Below are 19,562 nucleotides of genomic sequence, written 5' to 3'. Positions count from 1 at the left end.
GAGATTTGCCGCCGACTTCCTTCAGATTCTGGGTCGCCCCAGACACCCTTGTCTTAAGCTAACCACTACTACTGCCTTCGTGGCTCGGGACTTCAACCCTAAAGAATGTGTGCATGCCTGGCACACATCCAAAAGCCTGAATCTATCGGATTCAGGCTTTTTTTCTAACCAAAAGAGATAATTTTTTGAGCTCATAGAAGCATACTGCAAACTGCCAAGAAGACTTCTGCCACCTGCATTTCTATCGAATAATAAAATAGCTATTTCGGTTATAGTTTACCAAGCCCTTTTCAATTCTGTGTTATTCACTTACATGCAAGGATTAATCATTCTCTGCACTTCCCACTTACGCTTTCGCTTTTTTCTTCTGCCGCATTGCCCTTGGAATATAAACACAATATGGTTCGCTCTCCATATAATCACCTGTAACGTTATATGCTCTTGATCTGGAGCCTCCGCAAACATGGCGGAATTCGCAGACTCCGCATTTTCCTTTGTATTTATCAGGATTTCTCAGATTCTGGAATACTTCTGATTCTCGGTATATGGTCGCCAATGGTGTCTGGCGGACATTTCCCGCTTTAATTGGCAGCAGCCCGCTTGGATACACATCCCCTGTATGGGAAATAAACACAAATCCATTTCCATCATTTACACCTTTTGGTGCCCGGCCCAGTCCATCAATTTGACCTGTCTTTCCTTGATTAAGTGCATCCTCGTAAAAGATTTGCTCCTTGTCACTCATTCCCTTATGTTCGCGCATTTTGCTTTGGATAACAACACGGCGATAGTGCTGTGCTGCTGTAGTTTTTATATCATATGGCACTCTTTTTGACAGCTTATAGAGCCAGCGCAGAACCTTTTCATGCTCTGCTGGTGAAATCATATCTGATTCTTTTCCGCGTCCGGTTGGAACAAGGAAAAATACACTCCATAACACAACACCAAGTTTTTCCACCATTTCTGCCATTTCATCAAGGTATTCATAATTATATCTAGAAATAACTGTATTAATTTGAAGCGGCATTTTGAGTTCGTGTAAATAGCTGATTGCATTCATCGTTAAATCAAATGACCCATTTGTGCCACGGAAATGATCATGCACTTCCGCACTATGCCCATCTACACTGAATGCCCATCTTGCCAATCCAACATTTTTTGCTTTTTGCATCGCCTCTTTTGTTACATTCGGTGTCGCAGATGGGGTCATTGAAACACGCACACCTTTTTTAACCGCATATTCCGCTATATCAAAAACATCCGGACGTTCCAATGGATCCCCACCGGTAAAAACAAGCATTGGATTATCCATTTCATATATATCATCAATTAGCTTCTTGCCTTCTTCAAAGGTTAATTCCAATGGGTTTCTATGATACTGTGCCTCTGCTCTGCAATGCAGGCATTTTAATTGGCAAGCACGTGTCAATTCCCAAATAACAATAAACGGGTTTTCGTTATAATCTCTTGTGAACATGGTAACCCTCCTGTAGTCAAAGTCTGACTAAATTGTAGTACTATATTTTCATTGGTGATGTGATGTTTTTCACTTATTTAAGATTTTCAAAAAAAGGACACAAATAGATCCTTGAACAAAAATTCAAGGATCTATGAATAATTCTTATTTTTTCCCGATGGCTACACGCCATAGTGTCGGACCTTCTTCAAGATACTCCCAGGAAAAAGTCCCTTCTCTTTCGATCATAAATTGATATTGCAGTGGTTTTGGATTATGATCGTTGGACAGCTCCATAAATTCTCCGGATTTCAGTTCATCGAACACTTCAAAAATACGTGGATGTCTGTGTCTTGGTTCTATATCTGGTGCATGTAATTTTGTTGCAAATTTAATATCATTCATATCGTTAACCTCCCAGTTAATCGTTCACTATTTTTGTACATCCTTATCATAAATAGAAATGCTGGGTCTGTAAGTGAGAAAAAGCACCATTTAACTATGATTTTTATCACAGTATCATAAAATAGTCACAATTAATTTAAAAACATCTTAATTAACGTGGTAAAATGGATATGTAAGAACATATAAAATGAAGTAAAGATAGATATATAAGCAAGGAAGGGGTGTTTTAATGAATTCAGAATCAGTACAAGAACTCCTGCAGAAATTTCCTATTTTTAAAGACCTGACAGATTTCGAGATGGAGCCTATTATTGAACTGGCAAAAAATCGAATATACCGGCATGGATCTCATGTTTTCATGCAAGGAGATCCATTAACGAATGTCTATTTTATCCATCAGGGCAAAATCAAAATATATAAAACCGACTTCCATGGCAAAGAACAGATTGTAAATGTTTTGCAGCCGGGAGACATGTTTCCACACCAGGGTTTCTTCAGACAGGATGACTACCCTGCACATTCGGAGGTGCTGGAGGATGCTGTTTTAATATATATTCCGATTCATTTATTTGAAAATTTCCTTATTACACATCCGGAAATTTGTGTAAAGCTGTTCAAGGTCCTTGGTGATATCATAGTTGATTTGCAAAGACGCTTAGAAGAGAAAATTCTCCATAATACATACGAACAGATTATTATGCTGCTGCTGCGTCTGGCCAAAAATTACGGTAAGGAAACAAGTGAAAGCCGAGTCCGGATAACCACCCAATTTACGAACCGGGAATTAGCCAATATGATCGGCTCAAGCCGGGAAACAGTCAGCCGTACATTAACACAGCTTAAAAAGAAGAACTTAGTACAAGCGGATAAATCAGGATTTATTTTGCTTGATACAGATGGGCTGGAAGAGGAATTATTTTAAAAGAGCTAAATAATTTTTAGTTTTCTCAATAGAACGAGACAGCAGACAGTAGGTACCTGCTGTCTTGTTCTATTTCTATACTCTATTTCATCTCAACTATGATAAAAATCATATCCGGAATTGCTCTCCACAGCAAAATCCTGAATAATCTTACTGCAGGAATTCACTTGTCGGTGATGACCAGCAGCCATTTACATAAATATAAAATTCTTACTCAAGCGATCTTCAATAATGGCCACCCCTCAAATCATGTTTTTACTCTGCTCTTAATATGTGACACAAGTCACTACAAATCTAATTGAAAATCATTATCATATAGATAGAAAAAACAAAAGAGGTGATTCAATTGGATACGAAAGCAATAATCGAACTGGATGTACGAGAAGATTTGCGATTGAAGAAAGAGCCTTTCGATAAAATAATGGGGACAGTGAAGCAAGTGGAGGATGGGCAGGCATTTATTTTGCATGCACCCTTTAATCCGGTTCCTCTGCATAAAGTTTTAAAAAGAAAAGGCTTTGAATACGAAGCTGAGAAAATCGAAAAGAAACATTGGAAAGTCACTTATACCAAAACAGGGGGAAAAGAAAATGATAATTGATAATCGCGGTCTGGAGCCTCCTCAGCCAATGATGCGGACATTAAAAGCATTGGATAAAATGAATAGCGGCGAATCTCTGGCAATCATCAATGACCGCAGACCAATGTTTCTATATGAAGAATTAAACGAACGCGGCTATCTCCATGAAACAGAACCTCAGGAGGATGGCAGTTTTAAAATATCTATCACAAAGACTGGTGATTAATTATGATGCCTGGAATGAGCATGAAATCTGACACAAATATCAAACTTCCACTGGCATTTATTATTTATGCTTTGATCGCACTTGTTGTTGCACAGGTGATTTTGTTTTTCAACAGTGATTTATTGCTGGCAGGGCAATTTCGGCTTCCGGATATCTGGATGGGTGCTCATTTTTTGCTGCTTGGATTTGCAGTAATGATAGCAATGGGAGCAATGTATCAGCTTGTTCCTGTTGCATTTTTAACCCCGATTTGGAGTCAAAAGTTCGGGTTTCTACAGTTCATTCTGACAGCTGCCGGTGTGACATTATTTGCGGTGATGCTTGGGTTTCAGCCTGCAAAAGCGATATATGGTGGAATCCTTGCCATTATAGGTATCATTTTATTTATTATTCAAATGGTGAATACCATCCGTAAACAGCAAACCAAAAATATGATGACCTACTTTGTACTTGGTGCCATAACAAGCTTTTTCCTGACGATTATTGCAGGATTTTTACTTGCTTGGAATATTTCATATGGCGGAATCGTATCACATTCATCGATATTATATTCCCATATGGTATTAGGGGTTGCTGGCTGGTTCACTTTATTAATCTTTGGCTTTTCCTATAAATTAGTGCCAATGTTCAGCTTGTCTCACGGATTCAGCATGAAATGGGCTAAATCAGCATTTTTAACCTATGTCATAGGATTAGTTTTTTTAATTGGCTCATTTTGGTTTGGTTTTGTTTATCTCGAAACACTTGGCTGGATACTCCTGTTTTTAGGTTTTGGCTTTTTTGTACTTGATATTAAGGAAATTTTGGCCAAACGTATAAAGAAAAAGCTGGATAAACCATTTACTTTTTCATTGCTGGCTATTGCGAATGGACTGGCTATTCACTTCTTTGCACTGGTGATTCATTTAATTGGTGCAGAAAACCCAATTATATGGAGCTGGCTAATATTTTTATATGTTATGGGCTGGATTATCTTCAGTATTATGGGCTATTTGTATAAAATTGTTCCATTTCTGTGGTGGACGCATAAATACTCCGAAAAAATAGGTAAGGAAAAAGTACCTACATTAAAAGAAATGATTGACGAAAAATTAAGTGTGGTCTTATTTGTATTCCTGATTATCAGTGTAATTGGTTTAGTAATCGGTGGTCTTATACAGGTTGGCTTGATGGTATTTATTTTTCAGGGCCTGCTTGCATTGACATCACTCGTTTATGCCGCTTCCATTATTCGTGTTTTATTTGTATAAACCCACAGTCAGAAAGGAGTTTTTTGCAATGTCTCTGGAAAGAAAAGTCGGTGCAGCTTTATTTGAGGTAATAGATCCTGAACTTGGAATTAACATTATGGATCTGGGACTCGTTTATGGAATTGGTGTCGATTATGAGGATAACGTGGAAATTAAAATGACCCTTACCACACCGGGCTGCCCCATGCATGACAGTATCATGAATGGTGTAAAATACCGGGTTGGCCAATTGGAAGGTGTTGGAAATGTGCATGTCGATCTGGTCTGGGATCCAGCCTGGAATCCCGGAAAGATGAGTGATAAAGCAAAAGAAATGCTTGGATTTGGGTAAACGGACTGGAGTGTGAGTGAGCTTTTGTAGGTATTGGTTGATGAATCGAAATTCTCGATCTCAGACAGATATCTTTCCCGTTGAACGGATATTCTCCGGCTCGCACGGATATCCTGCTCGTTGAACGGATATTCCACGTCTCAGACGGATATCTTGCTCATTAAACGGATATTTCCTGCCTCGGACGGATATCCCCCATCTCAACCAGAAACACTCCCCCTAACCCAGCGACACAAACGCCAAAAAACGCGGTTACAGAAGCCACTCCCTGTAACCGCAATCCATTATAATGCTTACCCACCACTAACAGGTGGGATAAATGCAACAACATCGCCACTTGCAATAACTGCATCTTCTTCAGCATATTCTTCATTTATTGCAACCATAGCGCTTTCAATGTTATCCAGCTCATATTCTGCCAGCCACTTTGTTTTTAGGTCCTTTACAGTAATCCCTTCAACCTGCAGAGAAACTTTTTCCTGGCCAACGGTTTCCTGCAATTCAGCAAAAAATAATACATCAATCATTTATTATTTCCTCCTTTGCTGGTCTATTCTCTTCATATGACTTTGTTTCCTTTTGATCGCCTATCCAGAGTGTTCCGTCTTCCCAATGTTCTTTTTTCCAGATTGGTACAATCTCCTTGATTCGCTCAATCGCGTAACGGCTTGCCTCAAAGGAATCCTTGCGATGCGGGGTGGACACCGCAATGACAACAGCTATATCAGAAATATCCAGGCGCCCAGTGCGATGGGCAATTGCAGTTTTTGCATCTCCCCACTTCTCCGAGATCTCTTGTCCAATTTCTTCTAGTTTTTTTTCGGCCATTGCAGCGTATGCCTGATATTCCAAATATAACGTTCTTTTTCCCTTTGTAAATTCACGGACCGTCCCAATAAACGTATTGATTGCGCCAGCTTCTGGCCGTACCACTTTCTCTACGACATCATTTATTTCAATTGGCTGATCCGTAATCCAAAAATCCTTTTCCATTATTTCCTGGTCCCCTTTTCAAACACTTCTAACTTCACTGTAATATATTCCATAAGTCCAGGCAAGAAATTATTTAATTCTTCCAGTTGAAACGTAAAATAATTCAAACTTTTTATAAGCGCAGTATCCCTTGCACCTACAGCAATAATATTTGAAAGGTTGCCCAGAAGCTGTAAATCCTCTTTATTCCTGATCAAAACAATTTTCGGATACTCAGCCCGTTTATATCCTTCTATCAATAAAATATCAAGAGGAAGTAATGTATAAAATTGAATAAGTTCATCCAGTTCAGCAGTTGCGTGATTTACTGTAATTTGAAACTGATTTTTCCCTTTTACCGAACTTATGGCAGCACCAGACTTCAAATGCTTATAGCTGTCTGTTTCTTTAACCTGCTCTGGTTCTCCCCCATGTCCATGATGCTTCAGTGTTCCAACCTGCAGTCCCATAGAAGAGAAATAACGAATGATCTCCTGCATTACCGTAGTTTTTCCTGACTTTTTATAACCAACGATCTGGAATATTGGGAAATCCCATTTGTTTTGCATTTTATCCCTCATTATTAGAAAACTTGGCTCATCGCCAAGCTTTCCCATACGTTTTTCTAAGACCAATACCAAAAAAAGGCTGACCCATCTGGAATGAATCAGCCTCTATTTTTCTAATCAATCTGGAATCCCAAGAGCAATTTTCGCGTAACGTGACATTTTTTCTTTCCCCCATGGCGGGTTCCAGACGATATCCACTTTAATTTCCTTAATTTCTGGAATATCTGATAGTGCTCTTCTTACATCAGATTCGATATGTGCCGAGAGTGGGCAGCCCATTGCTGTAAGTGTCATTGTAACTGTACAAAGACCTTCTTCATCTAAATAAACATCATATATTAAACCAAGATTTACAATATCAATACCTAACTCAGGATCAATTACATTTTCAAGAGCGCCCATCATATTTTCTTTTAAAGCTTCATCCATGTATTTTCCTCCTCGCATTGTTCATACCTATATTTAAACATATTTCCAAGTATAATTAAATGATATAGCTCACACATTTGGGCTGTTTATGACCGGAATTGGACGTTTTTTCACAAAAATTTTATAAATGCTCATCAAACCATTTTACTGTTTCCAGAACAGCATGTCTGCTTACCTTATGGTCCCTGTTAGCTTCTTTAATAAAATGAATGTTATCCACATTCTTATAGCTTTTAGCAGCTTCCTCATAAAATGTATAGGAATGATCGAATGGTACAACCGCATCATTTTCACCATGCCAGAATAAAAGTGGACGATCATTTAATTTTTCCACCTGTTTAGACAGATCATAGTTTTCAAGCTGTTCATACAGGTGATCAATCATGTCATCTGTCACTGGAAGGTTCCCCATTCGCTTAAAGCTGTTTACAAGCGTCTTGGCATAGGTTGTGATTTTTGGTGAGCCCATCAATACAGCTGCCGTTGTAATCCAAGGATACTGTGTCAATGCTGCAGATGTAGTGATACCTCCCATGCTTGTACCTGCAACCCCAAAACGTTCATCTAAAAGCAGGCCTTCTTCATCAACATAGTCTTTTATATCCTTTAGCTCTTTTACATTTTGCATCACAATATCCCAAAACGAAATCTGTTTTTTCAGTGCAGATATTTCCTGTTCACGTACTCCATGGTATTCACTGTCCGGCAAAATAACCCGGAACCCTTTTTGTGCCAGCAGAAAAGCCAATGACAGATTATGTTCTTTTGCACTGGTAAATCCATGAAAATATGTGATAACAGGCAAAGCTTCTTTTTCTTTATCTTCATCAACAACCACGAGACTCGGTATTGTTTTAATCTCTTTCTCATAAATTCCTATCATCTAGATATCCCCTTATAATGTTCTAGTTATATTTATATTAATATTTTTTTCATCCCCTTTGCAAACAAAGTAAAACAATAATTTACTTTACATATATTGTTTTCACTTATAAACTAATGTCAGATGAGGTGAAATGAATGGAAAACAAAAAACATTTAATTGCTTTGGATCTCGACGGTACACTCTTGACAGATAAAAAAGAAATCAGTCCACGAACAATGCAAACAGTACAAAGTGCAATCGATGGCGGACATGTAGTTGTCATTGCTACTGGCAGACCGCATCGTGCCAGCATTAATTATTATCATGAACTTGGGCTTGATACACCAATGGTTAATTTTAACGGGGCGCTGATACATCATCCAACAGATAATAGATGGGATGCGCTTCATAATCCGATGCCTATCCGAACGGCTCATAAAATTATTGATGCCTGCTATGACCTGGATGTTAATAACATTTTAGCTGAAGTTATGGATGATGTTTATCTCGATCAATATGATGAAAAAATCATCGATATTTTTCAGGCCACACAGGGTGATCCGCCTTTTACAATCGGTAATCTCAGAAATAAATTGCAAGAGGATCCTACATCTGTTCTTATCCACCCAAAAGAAGAACATATCGTGCAGCTGAGAAGCCACTTGGATGATTATCATGCTGAATTAATTGAGCACCGCAAATGGGGCGCACCATGGAATATCATTGAAATTGTTAAAAAAGGCATGAATAAAGCTGTTGGCTTACAAAAAGTTGCCCATTATTTTAATATTCCCCAAGAGCGGATTATTGCTTTTGGTGATGAGGATAATGACTTGGAAATGATTGATTATGCCGGGGTCGGAGTTGCTATGGGAAATGCTATCGATGAATTAAAAACAATAGCAAAGCATGTTGCACAAACAAATGAACAAGATGGTATCGGTATTTTTCTGGAAGAGTACTTAAATCTGAAAGCTAAATCAGTATAATTCCCGAATATTACCTTCTATATATATTCAGTGATGAACCATACTATAAGTGAACGTATAAAGCGTTCACTTTTTGTTTTGCTGTTACAATTCGAGCATAAAATTAAGGAGGAGTCATCGTGGGAAAAGGCAGTAAATCCAAGCGATTTGTTCAACAAGGCGTTGATTCAGTCAAAAAACACGACGAACGGTTTCCTTACAGATCCAGATACTCAGAAGCTGAGCGAAAGCAACAAGGTACGTACAACCATACTTTAGGAGGGTTTTAGTTGGAGAATAATTTATTTCAACAAGCTAAAGATGCTGTCACGAATTTCATGAATGGTCAAGGTAATGCAAATGCCAGCCCAACCGATCAGCAGGCTGCACAAAATGCAATTCAGGCAGCATATAATGACGCATCCCCTGAAGAAAAACAACAGCTGCAGCAGCTTGAGCAGCAATTGAAACAGCGTAATCAGTTAAGCTAACTTCCGCATCTTGCACACAGTAATATCCAATTCATTTTTATGATGAAGCGGATTTACTACAGCAAACCCCTGCCCTCACTCTGTGGGGGCAGTTTATTTTTAACAATTAATGTGATAACTGTCTTGTAATTAGTATTTTTCTTTTTTAATGTCTTCATTTCTGCTAATATATAGGTAAGTATGATTAGGAGGGGTTAAGATGAGTGTTCGTGTAGAAGCTACACCAAATCCAAATGCATTGAAATTCACAACGGACAAGCTTATTTTTGAAGGTACGAACAGTATTTCCGTTATGCCTGGTGACACAAGTGAGCATGAAATTTTAAATGAATTAATGAACCTTGACGGAGTGGCAAACGTATTTGGATACCAAAACTTTATAACAGTAAATAAAAATTTTGATGTGGAATGGGATGAACTTTCACCAAAGGTAACCGAAGTATTTGAGAAATACGGCTACTGAAAAATACATAGATAGAGGCAAGCTAGTCAGCTTGCCTCTTTTTTCATGTTTAAATCAATTGGAACATAGTTTGGGTTGATTACTTTTCCAGTCTTATTTTTTCCATATAGTGTAACAACAGGAGCCTCTTCCTTTTCTGCCGTTCCATCCGGCAAAGTGATTTCTAGTGAAAATTCACTCCAGCCATGTGTTCCTTCCTCAACTTCCACATGATTTTCTTCAATCAGCTTTTCTTCTCCCTGTTCAGCTGTATAATAGAATTCTCCTTCTGCTGCACTAACCTGACCTGTCAAATGAACCTGGTTGTCATCTGTCTTAACATCTACATTTCTAAAACTGACTGAGTCACTTTCTTCCGTGTCATTATTTATCATTTCGTCCTCAGCAGATTCGGAGCAGGCGACTAGCATCAGTGCAGTTACTATCATAATGAGATATTTCATTCCATTTACCCTCGTTTCATTAATCTTTTCTAAAGAATCCAAATATCCCTGCTGTCTCAACAATGTTCGCAAATGCATTTGGATCAACTTCTCCTATGATGCGCTCTAAATCGTATAGTTCATATCTCGTTACTACTAAATACATCATGTTCTTATCTTCCTTTGTATAAGCCCCTTTTGCTGGGATAATTGTAATACCGCGAACCATTGTTTTGTGAATTGCTTCCTGCAGTTCGTCGGCTTTCCTTGTAACGATCATTGCAGTGACTTTCTCATGACGTGTATGAATTGCATCAATTACCCTTGTTGTAACGTATAATGTCAATAATGTATAAAGAGCATTTTCCGGTTCATATAAAATACCTGCAAATGCAATGATTACTGCGTTTAATGATAGAAAATAAGTGCCAAGCGGCTTATCATTCAATCGTGATAATACCATTGCAACAATATCCATACCACCTGTTGAAGCCCCTAACTTCAGCGTCACCCCTACACCGACACCGCTTATAAGACCACCAAACACTGCATTCAGTATTATATCATCGGATACTGAAATTATCGGAATTACTTCTAGAAAAATTGTGGTGGCAATTACTGATATAATACTATATACCGTAAAACCTCTACCTACCTTAAACCATCCCAGAAGCAGAACCGGTATGTTGAGCAGGAATAGCAAAATACCTGTACTGACCCCTATTCCAATAAAATCATTAAACACACTTGAAATCAGCTGTGCAGCACCGGTAAATCCACTTGCATAAACATTTGCGCCGATCAGGAAAAAGTTCAGCGAAATAGCATTTAACAATGCTCCAAAAATAACCACGATAATACGTCTCGCTTCAAATATAAACATTGGCCGCCTCCTTGCTTCAATTGTTGTCATTATTTCATTTTCTAAAATATTAGAAATATACTTTGACTATCTTTCACACTAGCTATAAACTAAAGGTAATACAAGCATGCTAAAAGATTTTCGAATTAAACCTCAATAAAATGAATGAAGGTGATAAAATGACGATTAAAATACTTGCTGATTCTGCGTGTGATTTGTCAAAGAAACATTATAACGAATATAACATTGAAATGGTACCATTAACTGTTCATTTAGATGAAAAAGAATTTAAAGATGGCATAGAAATAGAACCAAAAACCGTCTATGATGCGATGAGAGAAGGAAAAATGACAAAAACTTCTCAAGTATCTCCCCAAACGTTTAAATCAATTTTTACATCGTATGCCAAAGAAAACCAGCCATTATTATATTTCGCTTTTTCATCTGAATTATCCGGGACCTATCAGACAGCTAAGATGATGGAGCAGGAAGTGAAGGAAGAATATCCGGATGCAACTTTACATGTCATTGATACAAAATGTGCTTCGATTGGCTATGGCCTTGTTATCCTTCATGCTGCAAAACTGGCAAAAGATGGCGCTTCTGCAGAAGAAATTATTGAGTCGACTACATACCAGGCTGAACATATGGAACATATTTTTACAGTTGATGATCTCGAATACCTGTATCGCGGCGGCCGAGTAAGTAAAACAGCTGCCTTCGTTGGGTCATTATTAAAAATAAAGCCGCTTCTTCATGTGGATGACGGAAAATTAATTCCACTTGAAAAAATCAGAGGCTCGAAAAAGGTCCTGCAGCGCATGATTGATGTTATGGAGCACCGTGGTGCCGACTTTAAAAACCAGACCATCGGAATCAGTCATGGTGATGATTTGCAAAGGGCCGAGCAGCTAGCTTCCATGATCAAAGAAAAATTCGGTGCCGAATCTGTCCTTATCGAAATGGTTGGAGCTGTTATTGGCGCCCATGCCGGCCCAGGAACCATCGCACTCTTTTTCTCAAACAAACCAAATATGAACTCTTAGAAAACTTGGCATTTGCCAAGCCTTACGGCGAATACCTTAGTTGCACTTATGCAGCAAGAAAGGATTTATACTTTCTTAACTGCCGAAAAAGCTTGACTCTGAATGGGTCAAGCTTTTTTTCAAGAACACATTCTATAACGATATTCCACATTCCTTGAAGTTTCAACCCTTATGTGCAATTTCTTCTTATATTATTCCTTTAATTTCATGGTTGAGAGATATTGTGTCGAAGTCGAGAGACATTGGGGCAAGGTTGAAAGACAGGAGGCCAGGGTTGAGAGACATTGAGTCGAAGTTGAATGATGTTCTTTTATAACAAGGTTGTCTCTCAACTTCTCGTCCTTTTCTCTCAACTTTAAGGCTAATTCAAGGCCGATCCATCCCACTTTCAAAAAACAATTCATGATACATGTAACCGATTCCTTTTACTCTCGTCTAATTATTTAAAGGAAAAATTTTCATATACGAGGGGTGTCATAATGAAAAATAAAATTGTCTGGATTGCTGCTGTCGGTATCATTGGTTTAACTGCATTGGCTTTTACTTTACTTCCTGCTAATGGAATAACTGCAGAGATTCCAACGGCTTCAAGCCATGCACAGACATTTAAAGACTGGACAGTTCATTTTTCCGAGCAAATGAATCCGGATACATTCACAGAAGAAACGATAACCATCACGGATGCCAATAATGAACATGTATCTATTGCCATGGAATGGAATGATTCAAATACGATTCTAACATTAAAACATCCGAAAGACGGTTACACCATCGGTGAAGATTACCATATAACTATTTCAAATCAGGTACTAACAGCTGAGGAAAAGGAATTATCTGATTCGCTTACCCATAAATTTACTGTTGTTGAAGACGTACCGAATATTGAAAATAAAGACCAGCTTGTATCCCTTCTTGAAGAAAGAATGCAGCCCAATGAAGGCAGGCTTTTCACCGAAGAAAGCGTTACTATGGAAGCGAGCAATGAATCAGCAGATATGGCTGTAAGCGGGGAAAGTCAAACTTCAACAACCTCGGAAACAAATATCCAAGTGGCGGGAGTTGACGAAGGGGACAACGTAAAAAATGATGGAGAATTTATATACTTTGCACGTGATACAGATATTATCATAGCATCAACGAAAGAACATGATAGCGGGTTTGTCAGCATTATCAAGGAAAACAATTTCAATCCTGGCGAGCTGTATCTTCACAATAACTATTTAATAACTATTGGTTACAATCACGAGCCAATCAGAAAAGAAGTAATCAAAAAATCCGGGGACGCAGAAGAGAATAGCGAAATTGCTATATACCCTCCCCAACGAAATCAGACTGCTGTTTTCATCTATGATGTAACAGATAAAAGCAACCCTGAAAAAGTCAGGGAAGTAACAATAGAAGGAAATTTAACTGCATCGAGAAAAATGGATGACTATTTATACCTAATTACAAATGAACATCCTCCTTATCAGATTCTTGAAACACCTGAGGAAGAAATAAGACCCCATATAAAGGATAGTGCTGGTGAAGATGAGGCAAAAGCTGTTTCATTTGATGATATGTATTTTTTTCCTGACAGTGAAGAGAATAACTTCTTGCAGCTGGCATCAATCAGCTTAGATGATCTGGAAAAAGAAGCAAATATACAAAGCTATCTGGGTGCATCCAATCAAATGTATATGTCAGAAAATCATATCTATATCGCTGTAAACCAATATGAAAAGAACAAAAGAACTGCTGGCAATAACGAATCTGCTGATATTATGATTGCAAGACCTGCTGCCAATACAAAAATCATGCAGTTTAAAATTGACGAAGGAGATATCAGCTATCAGGCCCAAACAATGGTGAATGGAACATTGATTAACCAATTTGCGATGGATGAGCGCAATGATACCTTCCGGGTTGCAACAACAAAGGGCGATATGTGGAGTAACGATGAGCCTTCAACGAACAATTTATATACATTTGATGCAAACTTAAATCCTTTGGGGGCTGTTGAAGGACTTGCTGAGGGTGAACGAATCTACAGTGTCCGCTTCATGGAAGATGTTGCCTATATGGTGACTTTTAAACAGGTAGATCCACTTTTTGTTATTGACTTAAAAGATCCCGCAAATCCAACTGTACTGGGAGAATTAAAGATACCAGGATTCAGTAATTACCTGCACCCGATTGATGAAAATCATTTGATTGGTTTTGGGCAAAATACAAAATTAGCTGATAATGAACATGGATCCGAACCACTCGTGCAGATGGATGGATTAAAAATATCTCTGTTTGATGTAAGTGATCCTGCCAATCCAATAGAGAAATTCAGTGAAGTTATCGGCCAGGGACATTCCTACTCTGAATTAAATCATAATCATAAGGCATTGTATCAGCATCCAACTGAAAACCTATTTGGTTTCCCTGCTGCACTCTTTGAAACAAAGAAAATACAGAAGGGAGATATCACCTATGAAGATCAAAAGTTTCTATTTGAGGGTGCCCTTCTGTACTCTATTACACCTGAAGAAGGAATCAAGCTAAAGGATACCATTACCCATCAGCAAAGCAATATCGAATATCCAGAATGGAAATCTGAAGTGAAACGGATTGTTTCAGTGGATGATGTGATTTATACTATTTCGTATGATCAGATGAAAGTATATGATTTAAACGATAAAAATGGTATAAAATCAGTTTCATTGCCTGAACAAAATATACAATAGTAAACGAGTAAAAGCGGCCTAAGGAGCTATCCTCAAAGCCGCTTTTATGATTATACTCTGAATGATTTCATACGACCTCCATTTATCCATCATGTTTATGATCAATCTATATTCCCAAGTGCGTTCTTATTTGGATTTATTAAGTCATTGATTCGTTCCCAGCCCGCTTTTATCATCTCACCTCTATCATCCATTCTAAAACTTTGTGCGATTTCCGACAAACCTTTATAATATTTTTTTGACATTTCCCTTAATACATTGCAACTTTGGCTCTATTTTCCCTATGATAAAGACAGGTGGATTCACATTCTACTGTTCAAAAAGTCTTGACGATTTTCCTTCTGTGTAATTTGGCCGGTAGAGTTAGCTGTCCTCTTTTTTTGAACGCATGTATGGGAGGATTTTTCATGCCTAGAATATTTGTTCATTTCACATTCTTTTTCTTCATGCTTACAGCTCTATCCGGTGTCTTAATGAGAGCATTCCCATTCTATCCCGGCATGTCTGTACCATATTCAAATATTTTACATGCTCATTCACATCTGGCTATCCTGGGGTGGGCGTTTTTAGGTGCATTTATCATCTTTTTATTTATCTGCTGGCCAAAAATCAATCGAAAAAAAGAAGCAATTGCAGTAACATGTGCGGTGTTTGTTGTTTCGCTTCTTATGTTTGCAGCTTTTATTTATCAGGGTTATGCTGTAGTTTCGATCGTCATGTCCACATTACATATTTTCGTTGAATATTGGACGGTGTCTTTCATTTACCGTTACATAAAAAAACAACATGCAGAAAAAAGAACTGCGAATTTATTTATCAAAGGCGCACTTATTTCATTAGTTTTTTCTTCCATAGGCCCTTACGCATTGGCATATATTTCAGCAAATGGAATGAAAGATTCATATTTATTCGACATGGCAATTTATTTTTACTTGCATTTTCAATATAATGGCTGGCTGACTTTATTCTTATTTGGATTATTTATTTTTCTATTATATTCCAACAAAATACAATTTCGCAGTTCTCTGCTACATATTGGATTCTGGCTTTATTTCATAGCATTAATCCCTGGCTATTTCCTGTCTGTTCTTTGGGCAGACTTAGGTGGTTTGTCAGAAGCAGTTGCTGTAATTGGAAGTATTGGCCAATGGGCAGGTGTTGTATGTATCTTGCTGGCAGTAAAGCAGGTCTGGCAAAAAATAGGGACATCATTTTCCAAACTGACTGTTGCCTGTATTTGGATTGCACTCGCACTGCTGTTTGGTAAAAGCACAATGGAACTGGGATTGATTTTCCCTTCTCTTTCCCATCTCATTTATGAAACAAGAAGTGTCATCATTGGCTACTTGCATTTTACATTGCTCGGATTTATCAGTATCTTTATTCTAACGCAATATCAGATGATAGGCATCCTGCAGCCGATACGTCACACAAGAAATGGTTTTATTATCTTTTTTATTGGGTTTATCTTGAATGAATTACTCTTGTTCTACCAGGCATTAGCGGAATGGATCAACCTGCCATCCACTCCCTTTTATACACAAAACCTGCTTGCTGCAAGTTTACTTCTGCTGATCGGCCTGGTTGTTTTATGGATTTCATATACGAGAAAAAATATCGAATGAACTGGCTCCCATCTTCATATATTTTAGAAAAGGTTGTACTAACTAAATTAGATGAAGGAGGAATTCCATGCCTATAGGAAAAATAGCAGTTGATTTCAAAATAGAACGAAAGGCCTCACAAACATCCGTTAATGATTTACTCGATTACTATCAGAAGCAATATATTACCGGTGAAATTGATATAAAAGATTATCATCAAATCTACTCCTATCTGCATAAGCAAGGTGCTGTATCAGCACATGAATAAATATCCTCAATCTCGGATGGATAGCTGGTTCCTTGTTTAGTAGTTTGAAATAAAAAGTCCTCTTAGGGGCTTTTTTTCTTGCTTCGAATACACGATGATTGAAAAAAATGATTATAGGGAAGGTTATTAGCAGAAATACCTTCAAGGAGGAGATTTTAATGGGGATGGAAGAACACAACGGAAAACAAACACCTCCCGCACAAAAACAGGATAGACAGCCAGGACTTGAGTCAAAAATGCATCCTGAACCCGAATACATTCGTGAAAATTACCGGGCAAGCAGCAAGCTGGAAGGCAAAGTTGCATTAATCTCGGGTGGAGACAGTGGAATTGGACGGGCAGTCAGTGTCCATTTTGCCAAAGAAGGTGCTGACCTTGCCATTATTTATCTTGATGAACATGAGGACGCGAATGAAACAAAACGATTGGTAGAGCAAGCAGGACAGAAATGTTTATTAATTAATGGTGATATTGGAAATCAAACTTTTTGTGAGGCTGCCGTGACTGAAGTATTGGACAAATATAAAAAAATTGATATTCTCATAAACAACGCAGCTGAACAGCATCCACAGGAAAGTTTTCTGGATATTTCCAGCGAACAGCTTGAGAGAACATTCCGCACCAATGTATTTGGCATGTTCTACCTGACAAAAGCAGCTTTACCAAGCTTAAAAGAAGGAAGTTCAATTATTAATACGTCCTCGATCACCTCATATCAGGGTAGTGTTGATTTAATTGATTATTCCGCAACCAAGGGTGCAATTACTTCCTTCACAAGATCCTTATCTGGGGCCTTGGCTGATCAGGGGATCCGGGTGAATGGTGTTGCTCCGGGGCCAATCTGGACACCATTAATACCAGCATCCTTCACTGAAGAAAAGGTGGATTCCTTTGGCGGCAATACACCAATGAAACGGCCTGGCCAGCCACAGGAACTGGCACCAGCATATGTTTATTTAGCCAGTGATGATTCAAGCTACGTCTCCGGCCAGATGATTCACGTAAATGGCGGAATCATTGTTTCGGGATAATACCACAGAGCCAGTCACATACAGTATATGAAAAAGCTCAGTTCCTGACTGAGCTTTTTCAATTAGTTATCCATTTTTCGCTTCTCTCTTTTTTTGCTTGCGGCTTAAATAAATTACAACAAATACAAATAATAAAAAGATTCCTCCGACAAAGCCGATAAACCCCCAGTTAAATCCTGCATCAGACTGAATAACGTAAACCTCTGCTGTTTCACGTGCGAGACCGATTTTATATTCGCCCTTATCATTCTCACGTACAAGGTTATCACCAAGATAGCCCCGCAGCTGCATTCCTGACTCAATTCCATCAACTGCTACCGATTGGGCTTTATCATCATTGTTTATTGCAATATACATCGTGTTACCATCGTAAGTTCTTTTAAATACACTCATCGCCCCACTTGAACCAACAATTTCGAAATCACCATAAACTAGCGTAGGGAACTCTGAACGCAATGAGGAGATACGGTTGTGAAATTCTGTTAATTCGGCGTCCCCACTATTAAATTGCATTAATTTCTGTGCTTGAGAGGCATCGCCATACATTGGTAATTCAGATCCCTGTAAAATAGACGGAACTCCTGGTGTTGTATACATATAGGTTAATGCCAATGTCCACGCGGTCAGTGAATTTCTTCCATTCTCTGAAAATTTTTGTGTGAACCGATCAGTGTACTTATTGTCCATATAGAGCAAATCGGAATCTGTCGCATTTTCCTGAAATTCATCATACAAATCGGAAACAGGCTGTCCCAGTTCCGAAAAAGTATCAGACATCGATTGATATAGTGAAGGATTATCAACAATATCAATTGCAGTATTGTTTATAATTTCTTCCGTATCTGCATCTTCATTTAATACATCACCGATCAAGTAAAATTCAGGGTTTTGATCTTTTATTTTTGTTGTAAACTTCTCAAGGAAATCCAACGAGGACTGTTCCACGGCATGCAGTTTAAATCCATCAATCTCTGTTTCATTCATCCAAAATTCAGCTGCTTCTATTAAAAATTCTTGTACTTCGGGATTTTCCTGATTTAACGCTACTGCCTCTTCTCCCCAGTCTGTTGATACATTATTTCGCTCAAGTATCCAATCTTCTTTTTCAGGATCTGAAGCAATTGGGTGGGTTGACGAAATAAAGTTGGGAACAAATTCCAAAACAACCTTCATATTTCTATCATGTGCTTCTTCAATCAGAAGCTGTAAGTCCTCCATTGTTCCAAATTGCTCATCAATACTGTTAAAATCCTCTATCCAGTATCCATGGTAGCCGTCTTCGGCATTTGCCATAATCGGAGATAGGGAAAGTGTGGTGACGCCTATTTCGATAAGAGAATCCAACTTTAAAATAATCCCTTGAAGATCACCACCCTGATATGCATTGGGATCATCGATTCTTATCTGATCATCCCTGTTGAAATCTCCGTTGTTAAACCGATCAACCAGTATATTATAAATAATCTCATCTTGTATCTGTCTGTCAACTTGCGCTGAGATTGGCTTTGAATTTACAGTAAATGCAAAAAATAAAATCAATGCCAGCAAAAATGCCGTCTTTTTCATATGTATATTTTCCTCCAACATGTATTAAGGTCCATGTTCTATTATTACCCCTGTATTTTAATAGTCAATAATTTTTATTAAATTGTTAAAAAAGGTTCAAATATGAACAAAATCGTAAGCAT

The 19,562-nt window shown here is 38.1% G+C and carries 23 protein-coding genes; 13 read left to right on the top strand and 10 right to left on the bottom strand.

The features are described 5' to 3' along the window. Positions 1 to 346: 346 nt before the first annotated feature. Positions 347 to 1,477, bottom strand: coding sequence for a TIGR04053 family radical SAM/SPASM domain-containing protein (locus CIL03_RS14930; RefSeq protein ID WP_094886680.1), 1,131 nt, complete (start codon positions 1,475 to 1,477; stop codon positions 347 to 349). A 144-nt stretch (positions 1,478 to 1,621) separates the two neighbouring features. Next, positions 1,622 to 1,861, bottom strand: coding sequence for a DUF2249 domain-containing protein (locus CIL03_RS14925; protein ID WP_094886679.1), 240 nt, complete (start codon positions 1,859 to 1,861; stop codon positions 1,622 to 1,624). Positions 1,862 to 2,090: 229 nt separating this feature from the next. Here CIL03_RS14925 and CIL03_RS14920 point away from each other — a divergent pair, with 229 nt between their 5' ends. From CIL03_RS14920 to CIL03_RS14900, 5 genes are all read left to right on the top strand, one after another. Beyond that, on the top strand, positions 2,091 to 2,783 hold the full coding sequence (locus CIL03_RS14920; protein WP_094886678.1) for a Crp/Fnr family transcriptional regulator: 693 nt from the start codon (positions 2,091 to 2,093) through the stop codon (positions 2,781 to 2,783). Positions 2,784 to 3,129: 346 nt separating this feature from the next. Beyond that, positions 3,130 to 3,384: a DUF2249 domain-containing protein gene (locus CIL03_RS14915; protein WP_094886677.1), complete on the top strand. Its 255-nt coding sequence runs from the start codon at positions 3,130 to 3,132 to the stop codon at positions 3,382 to 3,384. Then, positions 3,374 to 3,589: a DUF2249 domain-containing protein gene (locus CIL03_RS14910; RefSeq protein WP_094886676.1), complete on the top strand. Its 216-nt coding sequence runs from the start codon at positions 3,374 to 3,376 to the stop codon at positions 3,587 to 3,589. Before CIL03_RS14915 ends, CIL03_RS14910 begins: the two co-directional genes overlap by 11 nt. A gap of 2 nt (positions 3,590 to 3,591) precedes the next feature. Further along, entirely contained in the window at positions 3,592 to 4,839 is a 1,248-nt protein-coding gene (locus tag CIL03_RS14905; RefSeq protein WP_094886675.1) for a hypothetical protein, read from the top strand. Between the two features lie 28 nt (positions 4,840 to 4,867). Further along, positions 4,868 to 5,170: a metal-sulfur cluster assembly factor gene (locus tag CIL03_RS14900; protein ID WP_094886674.1), complete on the top strand. Its 303-nt coding sequence runs from the start codon at positions 4,868 to 4,870 to the stop codon at positions 5,168 to 5,170. A gap of 293 nt (positions 5,171 to 5,463) precedes the next feature. Here CIL03_RS14900 and moaD read toward each other — a convergent pair whose 3' ends face one another. The 5 genes from moaD to yjfP all read right to left on the bottom strand — a co-directional run bounded on the left by moaD (position 5,464) and on the right by yjfP (position 8,023). Continuing rightward, a complete protein-coding gene (moaD, locus tag CIL03_RS14895) occupies positions 5,464 to 5,697 on the bottom strand; it encodes a molybdopterin converting factor subunit 1 (protein ID WP_094886673.1) in 234 nt (77 codons plus the stop codon). Further along, positions 5,690 to 6,163 carry a molybdenum cofactor biosynthesis protein MoaE gene (locus CIL03_RS14890; RefSeq protein ID WP_206207710.1) on the bottom strand — a complete coding sequence of 158 codons (474 nt, stop codon included), beginning with the start codon at positions 6,161 to 6,163 and terminating at the stop codon, positions 5,690 to 5,692. The genes moaD and CIL03_RS14890 overlap by 8 nt, the downstream gene beginning before the upstream one ends. Beyond that, positions 6,163 to 6,711, bottom strand: coding sequence for a molybdopterin-guanine dinucleotide biosynthesis protein B (mobB, locus tag CIL03_RS14885; RefSeq protein WP_165767969.1), 549 nt, complete (start codon positions 6,709 to 6,711; stop codon positions 6,163 to 6,165). The genes CIL03_RS14890 and mobB overlap by 1 nt, the downstream gene beginning before the upstream one ends. A 117-nt stretch (positions 6,712 to 6,828) precedes the next feature. Beyond that, the gene (locus CIL03_RS14880) at positions 6,829 to 7,140 is read right to left on the bottom strand and encodes a metal-sulfur cluster assembly factor (protein WP_094886670.1); all 312 of its coding nucleotides are present in this window, start codon (positions 7,138 to 7,140) and stop codon (positions 6,829 to 6,831) included. Positions 7,141 to 7,261: 121 nt separating this feature from the next. Then, a complete protein-coding gene (gene yjfP / locus CIL03_RS14875; RefSeq protein ID WP_094886669.1) occupies positions 7,262 to 8,023 on the bottom strand; it encodes an esterase in 762 nt (253 codons plus the stop codon). 137 nt (positions 8,024 to 8,160) lie between these two features. On the opposite strand from yjfP, the gene CIL03_RS14870 reads away from it, so the two are divergent. The 3 genes from CIL03_RS14870 to CIL03_RS14860 all read left to right on the top strand — a co-directional run bounded on the left by CIL03_RS14870 (position 8,161) and on the right by CIL03_RS14860 (position 9,927). Beyond that, the gene (locus CIL03_RS14870; RefSeq protein ID WP_094886668.1) at positions 8,161 to 8,994 is read left to right on the top strand and encodes a Cof-type HAD-IIB family hydrolase; all 834 of its coding nucleotides are present in this window, start codon (positions 8,161 to 8,163) and stop codon (positions 8,992 to 8,994) included. 269 nt (positions 8,995 to 9,263) lie between these two features. Beyond that, the gene (locus tag CIL03_RS14865) at positions 9,264 to 9,464 is read left to right on the top strand and encodes a DUF3813 family protein (protein WP_094886667.1); all 201 of its coding nucleotides are present in this window, start codon (positions 9,264 to 9,266) and stop codon (positions 9,462 to 9,464) included. Positions 9,465 to 9,663: 199 nt separating this feature from the next. Further along, positions 9,664 to 9,927 carry a NifU N-terminal domain-containing protein gene (locus CIL03_RS14860; protein WP_094886666.1) on the top strand — a complete coding sequence of 88 codons (264 nt, stop codon included), beginning with the start codon at positions 9,664 to 9,666 and terminating at the stop codon, positions 9,925 to 9,927. 26 nt (positions 9,928 to 9,953) lie between these two features. On the opposite strand, the gene CIL03_RS14855 is transcribed toward CIL03_RS14860, so the two are convergent. Then, positions 9,954 to 10,370 carry a hypothetical protein gene (locus CIL03_RS14855; RefSeq protein WP_133087835.1) on the bottom strand — a complete coding sequence of 139 codons (417 nt, stop codon included), beginning with the start codon at positions 10,368 to 10,370 and terminating at the stop codon, positions 9,954 to 9,956. 19 nt (positions 10,371 to 10,389) lie between these two features. Next, on the bottom strand, positions 10,390 to 11,232 hold the full coding sequence (locus CIL03_RS14850; RefSeq protein ID WP_094886664.1) for a YitT family protein: 843 nt from the start codon (positions 11,230 to 11,232) through the stop codon (positions 10,390 to 10,392). Positions 11,233 to 11,390: 158 nt separating this feature from the next. Here CIL03_RS14850 and CIL03_RS14845 point away from each other — a divergent pair, with 158 nt between their 5' ends. From CIL03_RS14845 to CIL03_RS14825, 5 genes are all read left to right on the top strand, one after another. After that, positions 11,391 to 12,257: a DegV family protein gene (locus CIL03_RS14845; RefSeq protein ID WP_094886663.1), complete on the top strand. Its 867-nt coding sequence runs from the start codon at positions 11,391 to 11,393 to the stop codon at positions 12,255 to 12,257. Between the two features lie 479 nt (positions 12,258 to 12,736). Next, positions 12,737 to 14,971 carry a beta-propeller domain-containing protein gene (locus CIL03_RS14840; RefSeq protein WP_094886662.1) on the top strand — a complete coding sequence of 745 codons (2,235 nt, stop codon included), beginning with the start codon at positions 12,737 to 12,739 and terminating at the stop codon, positions 14,969 to 14,971. A 407-nt stretch (positions 14,972 to 15,378) separates the two neighbouring features. Further along, the gene (locus CIL03_RS14835) at positions 15,379 to 16,596 is read left to right on the top strand and encodes a hypothetical protein (RefSeq protein WP_094886661.1); all 1,218 of its coding nucleotides are present in this window, start codon (positions 15,379 to 15,381) and stop codon (positions 16,594 to 16,596) included. A 67-nt stretch (positions 16,597 to 16,663) separates the two neighbouring features. After that, entirely contained in the window at positions 16,664 to 16,843 is a 180-nt protein-coding gene (yppF, locus tag CIL03_RS14830) for a YppF family protein (RefSeq protein WP_094886660.1), read from the top strand. Between the two features lie 158 nt (positions 16,844 to 17,001). After that, the gene (locus tag CIL03_RS14825; protein WP_094886659.1) at positions 17,002 to 17,874 is read left to right on the top strand and encodes an SDR family oxidoreductase; all 873 of its coding nucleotides are present in this window, start codon (positions 17,002 to 17,004) and stop codon (positions 17,872 to 17,874) included. A 66-nt stretch (positions 17,875 to 17,940) separates the two neighbouring features. On the opposite strand, the gene CIL03_RS14820 is transcribed toward CIL03_RS14825, so the two are convergent. Beyond that, positions 17,941 to 19,440, bottom strand: a complete 1,500-nt coding sequence (locus tag CIL03_RS14820; RefSeq protein WP_094886658.1) for an alpha-amylase family glycosyl hydrolase — start codon at positions 19,438 to 19,440, stop codon at positions 17,941 to 17,943. Between the last annotated feature and the right edge of the window lie 122 nt (positions 19,441 to 19,562).

It is taken from the genome of Virgibacillus indicus (genome assembly GCF_002266285.1).
In the GTDB taxonomy this organism is placed as follows: domain Bacteria; phylum Bacillota; class Bacilli; order Bacillales; family Amphibacillaceae; genus Virgibacillus_K; species Virgibacillus_K indicus.
This window is presented reverse-complemented; position numbering and strand designations above follow the sequence as displayed.

Coding starts and splice junctions, on each gene's coding strand:
- CIL03_RS14825 (WP_094886659.1), top strand. CDS start 17,002: ATGGGGATGGAAGAACACAACGGAAAACAAACACCTCCCGCACAAAAA.
- CIL03_RS14840 (WP_094886662.1), top strand. CDS start 12,737: ATGAAAAATAAAATTGTCTGGATTGCTGCTGTCGGTATCATTGGTTTA.
- CIL03_RS14850 (WP_094886664.1), bottom strand. CDS start 11,232: ATGTTTATATTTGAAGCGAGACGTATTATCGTGGTTATTTTTGGAGCA.
- CIL03_RS14870 (WP_094886668.1), top strand. CDS start 8,161: ATGGAAAACAAAAAACATTTAATTGCTTTGGATCTCGACGGTACACTC.
- CIL03_RS14880 (WP_094886670.1), bottom strand. CDS start 7,140: ATGGATGAAGCTTTAAAAGAAAATATGATGGGCGCTCTTGAAAATGTA.
- mobB (WP_165767969.1), bottom strand. CDS start 6,711: ATGCAAAACAAATGGGATTTCCCAATATTCCAGATCGTTGGTTATAAA.
- yppF (WP_094886660.1), top strand. CDS start 16,664: ATGCCTATAGGAAAAATAGCAGTTGATTTCAAAATAGAACGAAAGGCC.
- CIL03_RS14835 (WP_094886661.1), top strand. CDS start 15,379: ATGCCTAGAATATTTGTTCATTTCACATTCTTTTTCTTCATGCTTACA.
- yjfP (WP_094886669.1), bottom strand. CDS start 8,023: ATGATAGGAATTTATGAGAAAGAGATTAAAACAATACCGAGTCTCGTG.
- CIL03_RS14920 (WP_094886678.1), top strand. CDS start 2,091: ATGAATTCAGAATCAGTACAAGAACTCCTGCAGAAATTTCCTATTTTT.
- CIL03_RS14820 (WP_094886658.1), bottom strand. CDS start 19,440: ATGAAAAAGACGGCATTTTTGCTGGCATTGATTTTATTTTTTGCATTT.
- moaD (WP_094886673.1), bottom strand. CDS start 5,697: ATGATTGATGTATTATTTTTTGCTGAATTGCAGGAAACCGTTGGCCAG.
- CIL03_RS14925 (WP_094886679.1), bottom strand. CDS start 1,861: ATGAATGATATTAAATTTGCAACAAAATTACATGCACCAGATATAGAA.
- CIL03_RS14930 (WP_094886680.1), bottom strand. CDS start 1,477: ATGTTCACAAGAGATTATAACGAAAACCCGTTTATTGTTATTTGGGAA.
- CIL03_RS14910 (WP_094886676.1), top strand. CDS start 3,374: ATGATAATTGATAATCGCGGTCTGGAGCCTCCTCAGCCAATGATGCGG.
- CIL03_RS14890 (WP_206207710.1), bottom strand. CDS start 6,163: ATGGAAAAGGATTTTTGGATTACGGATCAGCCAATTGAAATAAATGAT.
- CIL03_RS14845 (WP_094886663.1), top strand. CDS start 11,391: ATGACGATTAAAATACTTGCTGATTCTGCGTGTGATTTGTCAAAGAAA.
- CIL03_RS14860 (WP_094886666.1), top strand. CDS start 9,664: ATGAGTGTTCGTGTAGAAGCTACACCAAATCCAAATGCATTGAAATTC.
- CIL03_RS14855 (WP_133087835.1), bottom strand. CDS start 10,370: ATGAAATATCTCATTATGATAGTAACTGCACTGATGCTAGTCGCCTGC.
- CIL03_RS14905 (WP_094886675.1), top strand. CDS start 3,592: ATGATGCCTGGAATGAGCATGAAATCTGACACAAATATCAAACTTCCA.
- CIL03_RS14900 (WP_094886674.1), top strand. CDS start 4,868: ATGTCTCTGGAAAGAAAAGTCGGTGCAGCTTTATTTGAGGTAATAGAT.